Source organism: Paenibacillus filicis, from assembly GCF_038070315.1.
Classification (GTDB): Bacteria; Bacillota; Bacilli; order Paenibacillales; family NBRC-103111; genus Paenibacillus_G; species Paenibacillus_G filicis.
This window is the reverse complement of record NZ_JBBPCC010000016.1, coordinates 17,805-29,425: the sequence shown is the minus strand read 5'-3', so window position 1 is coordinate 29,425 and position 11,621 is coordinate 17,805. Positions and strand designations below refer to the sequence as shown.

The 11,621-nt window shown below is 58.2% G+C and carries 11 protein-coding genes; 3 read left to right on the top strand and 8 right to left on the bottom strand.

Annotation, left to right across the window (positions count from 1 at the left end):
- Positions 1-49 precede the first annotated feature (49 nt).
- On the bottom strand, positions 50-1,873 hold the full coding sequence (locus WMW72_RS22320; protein ID WP_341417786.1) for an ABC transporter ATP-binding protein: 1,824 nt from the start codon (positions 1,871-1,873) through the stop codon (positions 50-52).
- 210 nt (positions 1,874-2,083) lie between these two features.
- On the opposite strand from WMW72_RS22320, the gene WMW72_RS22315 reads away from it, so the two are divergent.
- Entirely contained in the window at positions 2,084-2,722 is a 639-nt protein-coding gene (locus WMW72_RS22315; protein WP_341417785.1) for a DsbA family oxidoreductase, read from the top strand.
- Positions 2,723-2,804: 82 nt separating this feature from the next.
- On the opposite strand, the gene WMW72_RS22310 is transcribed toward WMW72_RS22315, so the two are convergent.
- From WMW72_RS22310 to WMW72_RS22280, 7 genes are all read right to left on the bottom strand, one after another.
- Positions 2,805-3,959, bottom strand: coding sequence for a response regulator (locus WMW72_RS22310; protein WP_341417784.1), 1,155 nt, complete (start codon positions 3,957-3,959; stop codon positions 2,805-2,807).
- A 239-nt stretch (positions 3,960-4,198) separates the two neighbouring features.
- Entirely contained in the window at positions 4,199-4,636 is a 438-nt protein-coding gene (locus WMW72_RS22305; protein WP_341417783.1) for a Dps family protein, read from the bottom strand.
- Positions 4,637-4,660: 24 nt separating this feature from the next.
- A complete protein-coding gene (locus WMW72_RS22300) occupies positions 4,661-5,119 on the bottom strand; it encodes a Fur family transcriptional regulator (RefSeq protein ID WP_341417782.1) in 459 nt (152 codons plus the stop codon).
- Positions 5,120-5,141: 22 nt separating this feature from the next.
- Positions 5,142-6,623 carry a catalase gene (locus WMW72_RS22295; protein WP_341417781.1) on the bottom strand — a complete coding sequence of 494 codons (1,482 nt, stop codon included), beginning with the start codon at positions 6,621-6,623 and terminating at the stop codon, positions 5,142-5,144.
- A gap of 140 nt (positions 6,624-6,763) precedes the next feature.
- Entirely contained in the window at positions 6,764-7,639 is an 876-nt protein-coding gene (locus WMW72_RS22290; protein WP_341417780.1) for a winged helix-turn-helix domain-containing protein, read from the bottom strand.
- Entirely contained in the window at positions 7,618-8,010 is a 393-nt protein-coding gene (locus WMW72_RS22285; protein ID WP_341417779.1) for a Fur family transcriptional regulator, read from the bottom strand. Before WMW72_RS22285 ends, WMW72_RS22290 begins: the two co-directional genes overlap by 22 nt.
- 182 nt (positions 8,011-8,192) lie before the next feature.
- Positions 8,193-8,906, bottom strand: coding sequence for a DUF3221 domain-containing protein (locus WMW72_RS22280; RefSeq protein WP_341417778.1), 714 nt, complete (start codon positions 8,904-8,906; stop codon positions 8,193-8,195).
- A 230-nt stretch (positions 8,907-9,136) separates the two neighbouring features.
- On the opposite strand from WMW72_RS22280, the gene WMW72_RS22275 reads away from it, so the two are divergent.
- Positions 9,137-9,829 (top strand): response regulator transcription factor, encoded by a 693-nt coding sequence (locus WMW72_RS22275; RefSeq protein WP_423227581.1) that lies wholly within the window; start codon positions 9,137-9,139, stop codon positions 9,827-9,829.
- Positions 9,826-11,484, top strand: coding sequence for a sensor histidine kinase (locus tag WMW72_RS22270; protein ID WP_341417777.1), 1,659 nt, complete (start codon positions 9,826-9,828; stop codon positions 11,482-11,484). The genes WMW72_RS22275 and WMW72_RS22270 overlap by 4 nt, the downstream gene beginning before the upstream one ends.
- Positions 11,485-11,621 lie beyond the last annotated feature (137 nt).

Sequence of the window (11,621 nt, the reverse complement as noted above, 5' to 3'; positions counted from 1 at the left end):
ACCTTGTCTGCGGCCTTCCCGTGTTCGATCTCCTCTTATCTCCACCCGGTTACACCTTTCTCCCCGCACCTCTGAGCTCCACAACGACCGCTTGGGCTGGAGCCTTATCCGCCTCTGCCAGCTGTTGAGGCGGCTCCTGCAGCCTGAGCTGCTGCGAAGCGAACTCCCGGTATAGGTCATGGTTTTCGTACAATTGTTCATGCGTACCGATACCGGTCACGCGGCCCTTCTCAACAAATACAATCTGATCGGCATCCATAACGGTAGACAGGCGATGCGCGATCACGAGCGTCGTACGTCCTCGCATCAGGTTATTGAGTGCCTGCTGAACCACAATCTCCGACTTGCTGTCGAGACTCGAGGTCGCCTCATCGAGCATCAGCATCTGCGGATCGCGCAGCAGTGCACGGGCTATGGCGATCCGCTGGCGTTGGCCCCCGGACAGCTTGACTCCACGCTCGCCTACTTCCGTCTCGTACTGATCCGGTAACCCGTTGATGAACTCGTCGGCATAAGCCATCTTCGCCGCCCGCTCCAGCTCCTCAGCCTTCACCTCGCGGTCCAGACCATAGCAAATATTCTCCCGGATCGTCCCCGACACCAGCGGGCTTTCCTGGGACACATACCCGATGCGGCTGCGCCACGAAGGCAGCGCATAGTCCTCAATCGGTACGCCGTCCAGCGTAATCCGGCCGCCTGTCGGCTGATAGAAACGTTCCATCAGCGAGAACAGGGTCGTTTTGCCGCCGCCGCTGGGACCGACAATCGCCGTTACCTTCCCCGGGTTGATGCGGAAGGATACGTCATGCAGGATCTGCTCACCGGACGCATAAGCGAAGGAAACTTGATCCAGCACGATCCCTGCATCCACGGACTCCAGCGGCTTGCCCTCCAGAGATTCCTCCGACTCATCCAGCATCTCGATAATCCGCTCGGTGGCACCCTGCGCCTTCTGGAACTGTGTGAAGAATTGGGTAATCTGTGTGACCGGCATGACGATCTGGAACAAATACAGCAGGAAAGCGACCAAAGCCCCCGCCGTTAACGCTCCCGAAGAAACCCTTAGTCCTCCATACCCGATAATGACGACGAAGATCAGCATCATCACAAGCGACATGACCGGTGAGATAAACGCCTGCATCAGGCCTTCCCGGATTCCATACCGGAGGAGGTTCGTAATCCCGCTCTTGCCGTTATGATACTCTCTCTCCTCCGCATTGGACGATTTGACCAGACGGATCTCGGAGAGAACACGGCTGAGTACGGAAGTGAATTCGGCGGTTTCAGCTTGCAGCCCTTTGGATATCTCATAAATCCGCCGTCCCAGCGGAACCATAACGGCGGCCGCCAGCGGAATTGCAATCAGCATGATCAAGGTCATCTGCCAATCCAGGACGAACAGCATGGTCAACGCACCGATGATCGATATGATTCCTGTGAAGAAGCTGGCGATATGCTCCGTAATCAATCCCTTGAGCACACCGGTGTCATTGGTCATCCGGCTGATTGTCTCACCGGTCTGATGCTCATCATAATAAGCGACAGGAAGCCTTAGCTGCTTCTTCCACAGTCGGTCGCGCAGATTGGCGACTACCTGCTGTCCGATGCGGCTAAGCAGGTAGAGGGAGAAGCCCGAGGCCGCCGCCTGTCCGATAAAAGCCGCGGCGATGAGGACAATCTGCCACGGAGACAGACTCGATAACGTAAAGTTATCGACGATGCCTTTGGTAAGCAGCGGGATTACCAGTGCGGCTACGGTCGTGATCAGATTGAGAGCCACCGCTATGGCAAGCAAGCCTTTGGGAGGCTTGGTCTGCATGATCAGCCTGAGAAGCGGCTTCCAGCCGGTACGGGGAACAGGTTTTTCTTTCATCAATGATTCCTCCTTGTGATTAAAGACGCTCTGAGAAGCGGCCTCCATCCTTTGTTACCCGTAGCTTACCTCCGTTTTATGAACTTAATATAAACCAGATACCGAAAAAGCAAAATCTCCGGCTATTTACATCCCTAAGAACAGTTTGCCTTCCCTGCCCGAATGCCGCATACTAATCTTACGAAAGATGCTCTTGGGAGGTTGCTAATAATGCAAATTGATGTTTATTCCGATATGGTGTGCCCGTGGTGCCGGATCGGCAAACAAAACCTAATGAATGCCCTCGCGGCCTGGTCAGGCAAAGACGAGGCGGTCGTTACCTTCCGCGCTTATCAGCTCGATCCGGAGCTGCCGCCTGAAGGCAAGCCGTTCGGGGAGTCGATGGTCAAGAAGATGGGGGGAGCCGCTCAAGTTGCCCAGGCAACAGCCCAGGTTACACAAGCCGGCGCCGCAGTCGGCGTGACCTTCCGCTTCGATCAGGTCACGCGGATGCCCAACACGCGTCTGGCACACCGGGTGACGGCACTGCTGCCCGCCGACCGGCAAGAGGCATGGGTAGGCTCCGTCATGAAGGCTTACTTCGAGGACGGCCAGGATATTGCGCGCAAGGACGTCTTGCTGGAGCTAGCGGCCGGGCTGGGTGAGGATGCCGTGGAGCTCGGCAAGCGTCTGGAGCAGGGAGAAGGCGAAGCTGAGGTCAAAGCAGATCTGCAAGGGGGCGCACGTCTGGGCATTACGGGTGTACCGTTCTTCGTATTCAACAACAAATACGCCCTGTCGGGCGCTTATCCGCCGGATCAGATGATCAAGGTATTGGAGCAGACAGCTGCAGATACCCAGACCAGCTGATTCGTCTGTGCGGCTCATGAAGAAGACACCTCCAGGCTCTCGTTCCGAGCTTGGAGGTGTCTTGACGTTTAGGGATGAATCATCAAACTGGACTCGTCCTGCCCGTCCGCCGGTCGCCCCGGACCGCCCAGGACTGATACCACAGCATAATGCGGGCCTGCGGCGCGATGCCCAGCTCCTCCTGCAGCAGACGGCTCAAGCTGCTGTACTGCTCCTCGACAGCCGCACGGTCGCCGAGCCGGTCATATAGTTTCATCAGCGCGAAGTAGCTCTCCTCACCATACGGATACTGCTTCTGCATCCGTTGATACAGAACTACCGCCTCAGCCTCGTGTCCCTCGCTCTCGTCATACTCCGCCTGCCGCTTCAAATAACTGAACCACAACAGCCTCAGCCGCTGCCGCTCGCTCTCCGCCCATAGGTAATCGTAGTCGCCGAAATAATCGTCCCGGTACAGATCCAAGATCCGCTTGGCGCTTGCGGGCGGCAGATGCCCTTCCTTCTCGGATAGAGCGACCAGCCGTTCCCACTCGTCCGTGTCGATCTGCACGCCGTTCATATCCAGCACATACCCGTCCTCGAGTCCGGCATTGCGGATCATTAGCCCGAGGCCGGTCCGCTTCAACTGCTGCCGGGCCTGGTAGACCGTCGTGTACATATGCGTCATGCCCCGCTTCTCATCCAGCTCCGGCCACAGCAGATCGAGGAGCGCGTCCTTGCGCACAAGTTGGCCGCGGTGATGCAGCAGGTACGCGAACAGCTCCTGCGCCTTGGCGGTTCTCCACTTGGAATGCTCCACGCTGGATTCCGTCCCGTCGAAGGCCAGCGCCGGCAGCGTGCGAACTAGCGGCTGTGAGCTGGGAGCGGATTCGGCCGCACCGGGCGGGCTCAGCCGCTTTCTGAGCCGCTGTATCGTTTTCAGCAACCTCTCCCGCTGAAGCGGCTTCAGGATATAGTCCAACGCATTGTATTCGAAAGCTTCGATCGCATGCTCATCGTAAGCCGTGACGAAAACAATCTGTATATCCATGCCCTTCTCCTGCAGCCTCTCCGCAATTTGAAGGCCGGATAGCTCCGGCATGTGGATATCGAGAAACAAGACGTCGGGCTGCAGCTCTTCGACAAGCTGCAGCCCCTGATACGGGTCCCGGCAAACGCTCAGAATGGAGACATCGGGGAATTCCTTCAGCAATTTCTCAAGCTGCATCAGGGCAAGCCGTTCATCATCGATCATCATAACGTTCATCAGGATATCACCGTCCCGCAGCTTTTCCTTATCCGTAGTTCCTTTTCTCCATTTGTCGGCAAAGAACCTCGCCTAATGAGTTAATTTTACCACAGGATGAAGAGAAGTCTGTACCCGAACTATTCATTTTCCGACAATCTCCAATCAAATCAAAAAACCGGTAATGTCCCGTTTTTGGGACATTACCGGTTTTTGGGTCCTCGTCGTATTGAGTAGGAGGCAGGGACTGGTCAGCCCAGGAAAGATTTCAGCATCCACACATGCTTTTCTAACCCGGCATGAAGGCCAAGCAGCATATCGCCCGTTGTCTCATCCTGTACGGATTGGGCCAGCTCCATGCCTTGCTTCAGCTCATCGATCAGCACCTGGAAGTCGGCTACGATCCCGCTGACCATTGCTTCGGCATGCTCGCCTCCGGGAGCTTCCTGTACCGAAGCCAGCTTCAAGCTCTCCGTCATCGTGGCGACCGGCGCTCCACCCAGCGCGAGCAAGCGCTCAGCCAGCGCATCCACATGCAGAGCGGCTTCTGTGTACAGCTCCTCGAATTTGACGTGGAGCGTGAAGAACTGCGGACCCTTCACATACCAGTGATAATTGTGGAGCTTCATATAGAGAACGGACCAGTTGGCAATTTGCCGGTTCAGTACGGCTGTCATTTGTTGTTGCATCAATATCTCCTCCTCGGATGTGGATTAGATCGCAAGATGTCTTCCCGCTAAGCGGGGCATGCTGCAATCCTGGCAAATTCCTGAAATCTCGACATAGGCTGCTGAGGCCTCGAAGCCATCTCCAATCCGTCCCTGCAGCGGAGCGGACGCCATGTAGTCGGTAATGCCTCCGCATTGCAGGCAGTAGAGATGGTGATGAGGCTGTACATTCGTATCGTAACGGGTCGTGCCGCTGCTGTGGATATAAAATTCCTTCACCAATCCCAGCTCACGCAGCACCCGCATATTGTTGTAAATTGTCGTGATGCTCACGACCTTCGGGTAATCGGCGTAAATGGCTTCATACAGCTGCTCTGCCGACGGATGCGACAACCTGGCGAACAGATACTCCAGGATCAGCTGCCGCTGGACCGTCATACGGATGCCTGCCCCCTTCAGCTTGTCTTCAGCCTCTCCGATCATGACGCTTGAATGTTGAGCCATCTCCGTTCCTCCCGTGTTCCTATTATTTGCCGGATGGGGGCATATGGGCCGCAAGATCAATGCCCAGTCCTGCAGCCAGTCTGGAGCCATACTCACGGTCAGCGCGGAAGAAATTGCAGACCGCCCGAAGCTGAATATTCATCGGCGCCGCCTTCAGATCATTCACCAGATTCGCAATCAGGTGATCGCGCTCTGTACCGGTGAAGCTGCGGTACTTCTCTCCCGCCTGTGTGAAGTCGTCGGTTTTCTCAATGCGTCTCCGTTCGGCCTGTCCCTGCAAGGGAGACGGCGTATCGCGGTAGGCCGGCGCCTCGCTCGGGCTACCCGTGGAGCTATTGGGCTCGTAATTGTACGTGGAAGCCTCCTGCCTCATTCTCATCGCCCCGTCCCGCTGGTAGTTGCGAACCGGTGCATAGGGACAATTCACGGGAATTTGCAAGTAATTGGCGCCCAGCCTGTACCGCTGTGTATCGGGATACGAGAACAGGCGTCCCTGCAGCAGCTTATCCTCGGACGGCTCGATGCCCGGCACCAGCGCACTCGGAGAGAAGGCCGACTGCTCCACCTCGGCGAAGAAATTGTCCGGATTCCGGTTCAGTGTCATCGTCCCCACCTTATGCAGCGGATACACATCCTCCGGCCATACCTTGGTCGGATCGAGAGGGTCGAAGCCGTGCTCATCCAGATCCTCGAGCGGCAGCAGCTGCACATGCAGCTCCCAGGCAGGGAACCGTCCGTCCTTGATCGATTGGTGCAAGTCCCTCGTCGCGTGACTGAAGTCGCGACCCTGGGTTTCCTGAGCTTCCCCGGCGGAGAAGTTCACAACTCCCTGCTTCGACTTCCAATGATACTTGACATAGGTGACGCGCCCCTCGGCATTGATCCACTTGAACGCATGTACGCTGAAGCCGTCCATCTGCCGGTAATTGGCCGGTGTGCCGTTATCCGAGAACAGCCAGGTCAGCATATGCGTGGACTCGGGCGATAACGTCATGAAGTCCCAGTATCGGGCAGGCTCCTGAACATTCGTATCCGGTGCGGGCTTGAGCGAATGCACCATATCCGGGAATTTCATCGCATCGCGGATGAAGAACACAGGCAGATGATTACCGACGATATCATAGTTGCCCTCCTGCGTGTAGAACTTGACCGCGAACCCGCGGGGATCGCGAGCCGTCTCCGGTGAGCCGGTGCCGTGAATCACAGTCGAGAAGCGGACGAAGACTGGGGTAGTCCGCCCTGGCTCAGCGAAGAGATGAGCCTTCGTATATGCGCTCATTCCTTGTTCGACCTCGAATACGCCGTGGGCGCCTGCGCCGCGGGCATGCACGACCCGCTCCGGGATACGCTCCCGATCGAAGTGGGCAATCTTCTCCAGCAGATGATAGTCTTCCAGTAAAGCAGGTCCGCGCTGTCCGGCCGTGCGGGAGTTCTGATTGTCGCCTACAGGCGAGCCTTGATTCGTCGTGAGCTGCGGGTGCTGATTATTGTCGGGTTGGTTCATTCTTAATCGCCATCCTTTATATTTAGACTTAATCTAAATCTATAGGGTGATTATACCCTGATCGGATCGTCCGATCATGAAGTCCTCATGAACGTTGGATGAAGATATGATGAAGGCCGGATGAACCGGCAGACCTCCGATTACTCGTCGGCCAGCCGGTAACCTACGCCTCTTACCGTCACAATATATAGCGGCGCTGCCGCAGGATCGCCGAGCTTCTTGCGCAGGCTTTTGACGTGCACATCCACGACGTTGCTGCCTCCGAAATACTGGCTGCCCCACACCCGGTCCATAATCTCTTCGCGGGACAGCACTGCCCCCTCCGCCTCCATCAGCAGGAGCAGCAGCTCGAACTCCGTCTTGGTGACCTCAATCCTCCGAGAGGCGCGCGTCACGGTTATTCGCCTGGTATCCAGTGTCAGATCCTTGAATGTGCGCAGAGCTCCCGCCTGCGCAGTTGCAGCCTGCCCGGCCGCAGGAGACGGGGCCGCTGCGGGGCTATGTCCGGCCAATGCCGCTCGCACGAGCAGCTCCATCGACCTGGCTACCGCCTCGCCCAACGGACTGGGCCAGACCAGCGTCTCGTAGCCATCCGCCTGAAAGTCGGCCTCTGCGTCTTCGTGCACGAGCCAGAGGAAGCCGGCCCGGCTCTTGGTATCGGCTGCGCCCGCGCGCAGCTCGGCCGATTCTCCGGCCGCATCCGCAGCCGCGGCGTCGAGGATAATCAGCTCGACGGGCAGCCCGTTCATCACCGCCGGATCGAAGCGGTGAAAGACCAGCACGTCAAGGCAGCGCGTGGACAGCTCGCCTACGAGCCCGTGTACTCGCTCAGGAAAAGCACTGATCACGGCTACCCGCTGCGTCTCGCTGCAATACGCGCCGATCGCCGGGTCTATGTCCATAGCGGCAGCCACTTCAGACCGGGCGGATTGTCGAGCACCGCCGCTGTCCTGCGGATGGGCCGGTTCGAACGCGGCCTTGCCGTCTGCCTGCATTAATTTGTCCGTGGTCGGCATTGCGCGCACACTCCTTCGAATACGACATGAGAATGGTCCACCCGGTAGCCCGTTTCCTGTTCCACTGCTTGCAGCCATTCGTCTGGCGTCTTGGAGAGCACCTCGTCCACACGGCCGCACTGCCTGCATACAATATGATGATGGTCCTCCATCCGGGCGTCGTACCGGCTCGCAGCCTCCCCGAGCTTCAGCTCCCGAATCATGCCCATATCCGATAAATACCGTAAGGAATTATAGACCGTTCCATAGGCCAAATGCTGTCCGTTCAGCCGCAGACGCTCGATGACCTCCGCCGCCGTCGGATGGTCGTCACTTTGTGCCAGCAGCTCATAGATCGCCTTGCGCTGCGGCGTCAAGTTAATCTTGCTCATGACACCGACCCCTCGATTCATTTATATTTAGATTAAGTATAAATCGATTCACAAATAGGGTCAAGGGAGGACCGCCTCTTCCAGGCACAGTACTCCTCTGACCCGCTCGCTTTAGGTCGACCACCGCTAGGCGGCAGTTCTTGCCACTTGATTCTCCTGTACGTTCCCTTCCTGGGCGACTGTCAGGGTGCATCCACAGCTTCAATCTTCAGCGCCAGCGTCTGCCCCGGATAGGAGGTCGCGATATAGCCATGATGCCACACCTTAACCTTCTGGCCGACACGCAGCTCCTCCCAGCCTATTGAGCCTGCGCCGCCGCTGCCTTTCACCTGTCCGTCTTCGTCCAGCTTGGCCCAATACGCGTCAGGGTTCCCGCGGCTATCCGTCCGCTGCTCGTTCACGACGAGAATCCGCTTCCTGTCACTGTCTACTTCCCGGATGGTTCCTGTCAGCGTATTGTTTTCGTTCAGCTCCCATACCTCGATCTCCAGAGGGAAAGATTGTCCGACCGCTTCAAACAATGCCCCTTTCAGCACCTCTTTCAGCGTGTTCATCTCCTCCTCTGTAAGCTGCCGATCCAGTTCGCCTAAGCGGCGAACCGTCACGTAGATCCGATCCTGCTCCAGTGCGGATGTCATCAATACGACGGCGTGCTTCTCCTTGAGCATATGCCGGGCTTCCCCTACCTTGTTCTCCAGACCGGCCAGCCGGTTGCCAGGCTGCCGAATCTGGCCTCCCGGACCTAAGATCGGCGCGGGTAAGGGTACGGGTGCGGGTGCGGACTTGGGCGCCTGCGGGGGTACGGCTTCGGAAGAGATAATTCCATCCTGGGCAGCAGGTGCTATACTCCACAGCCAGATCCCCGCCGCTGCCAGCAGGGCGATAAGTTGCTGCATCTTCCATGCCTCCTTCATAATAAAGAAAATGATGTCTAGTACCGCTCCACGAGGCTGACGCTTCTGCCTGTTCAGACGATGCAGGACCTGGCCTTGTTGCACTTTCTTGGGAAATTAACCCAACTCTCTCCACTCAGTCCGTTTTAAGCAAATTTTCAGATTCCATTCAGGAGGCATTCATCTGCTCCCCGTATGATTATTCTATGTAGACTTCCGAAGGGACGAAAAGAATGAACATCAAATCCGTACAAGGCATCCGGCTGCTGCTGGTCGATGACGAGCCGACGATCCTGCAATTTCTGGAGCTGGGGCTGGTCAGCGAAGGCTTCGAGGTGAAAACCGCGCATGACGGCATCAGCGCCATCACGGCCGCGCGCGAGTTCGAGCCGCATGTCGCCATTCTGGATGTAATGATGCCAGGCATGGACGGCTTCGAGGTATGCCGTACGCTCAAGAAGGCCGGGTATCCCGTATCCGTCATCATGCTGACGGCCAAGGACGAGGTCGACGACCGGGTCAAGGGATTGAAGCTGGGTGCGGACGATTATATGTCCAAGCCGTTCAGCTTTGACGAGCTGCTCGCGCGGATTCATGCCCGGCTGCGCAACCAGTTCCCGCAGCTGCTGGAGGAAGCCGTACACGGCCCGTTCAAGCTTGACGACCGCAGGCGGGAGATCAGCTACCAGGACCGTGTTCTGGAGCTGTCGCCTACGGAATACGAGCTGCTGACCTATATGGTGCACAATCACGGGATCGTGCTGAGCAAAGCGCTGATTCTCGACAAAGTATGGGGCTATGATTTTGCAGGGGAAGAAAATATCGTCGAGGTGTATATCCGCTCGCTGCGTGAAAAGCTGCAGGACCGCGAGCATCGGCTGATCCGTACCGTACGCGGCGCAGGCTACCGCGTCGATCTGCCATGAGCGGGGGGCGGTTGTCCGATCGGCTGAACCGCCTGTTTCCGGCCGGATCACTGCGCATGCAGCTGCTGTCCCGCTCGCTGCTTATTCTCGCGGCGCTGCTGGCGCTGATCGGCACCCTGCAGTATGTGCTGATGAGCGATGCGCTCTACAGGAACAAGGCTGAGAGCATGCACAGCCAGCTCCAGACGCTGCCCCCCGATATTTGGGCGGAGCGTGGGCTTCCTGGAGGCAACCCCAGACCCAGCGACGACGGCGGTAACAACCCGCCGCGCACATCCCCGGGCAGCAGCGGCGATGTATGGCGGCCGGGGCCAGGCGGCCAGGAACCCCGGCCAACGGGCCTGGAGCAGCGGGCTGCAGCAGGCGGTACCCCAGGCAATGCAGACAGGAAGCGCCGGGCGGCGTTTTTCTTGCCTGAAGGCACCCTCAGCTCTATCGATTCGGAGGGCAACGTGACCGACTTGCGCGACTGGAGCGGGCAAGAAGCTGCTGCTGCCCCTCACCTGGCCCGGGACGAGTACCTGCGCCTGATGAACGGCGGAGGACGGGATTGGACCTACCAGGTGATGAAGGCCTCTGACGGATCGGAGCAGCTCGTAGTCATCTCCCGCACCGACTCCAAAAACCGGAAGACCGCCATGCTGCAGCTCAGCGCCAGCACGGCGCCGGTGCAGGACGTGCTCCTGCGTCAGCTGCTGATCTTCCTGACGGTGTCCTGCATCGCCCTCATCGCCGGGGTGCTGGCTTTCCTGCCCGTACTGCGTAGAACGCTGGTCCCGCTGTCCAAGGCTGTAGACACGGTCCGGCAGATCGATGCGGGCAATCTCGCGATCCGGATGCCCCCGAGGCAAGGACAGGCCGAGATCGACCGGCTGGCCGCCTCGTTCAACAGCATGCTGGAGCGGCTGGAGCGCTCCTTCGAGACGGAGCGGGAGGCCAGGGAGCGGATGCGCCGCTTCGTCGCAGACGCCTCCCACGAGCTGCGCACCCCACTGACCTCGATTCACGGCTTCCTGGAGGTGCTGCTGCGCGGCGCAGCCGATCATCCGGATAAGCTGTACAATGCGCTAAACAGCATGCATGGCGAATCCAAGCGGATCAATAAGCTGGTGCAGGATCTGTTGCTGCTGGCCAAGCTCGACCGGACGCCGCTTATCCAGCTGGAGGACGGCCAGCTGTCTGCCGTTCTGCAGGATATGGAGCCCCAGCTCAGACTGCTCGCAGGCGGCCGAACGCTCCGCCTGAACATCCAATCTGCCGGACGCTGCCGGTTCGAGCCGGATAAGATCAAGCAGGTTATCCTGAACCTGGTACACAATGCCGTCCAGCATACCGACGCAAGCGCCGGGAGCATCGCGATTGCCCTGGAAGAGTCGGCGGACCAGGTGCTGCTGTCCGTTCGCGACAACGGACCGGGCATAGAGGCCGATAAGCTGCCGCATATCTTCGAGCGCTTCTACCGTGCCGACTCCTCGCGTACCCGCCAGAATGGCGGAGCGGGGCTAGGGCTCTCCATCTCTCAGACGATCGCGGAGGCTCATGGCGGCACCATCGAAGCGGAGAGTCTGCCCGGCCAGGGAAGCTGCTTCCAGATTGTGCTCCCGCTCCTCAAGGAGTCATCGCCAGCGGTACCACCGCACCTCTCATCCGAATGAAAAGCAGCCGGTCTACAGCTGGTCCGGCCCCCGTATCCATTCATTCCCTGTGCGGTAATGCGGCTTTCATTGTCGAGAGACATGGAATCTACAGTGAAATTTGTATTATAATGCAAGAGAAAGTAAGAGATTTATAT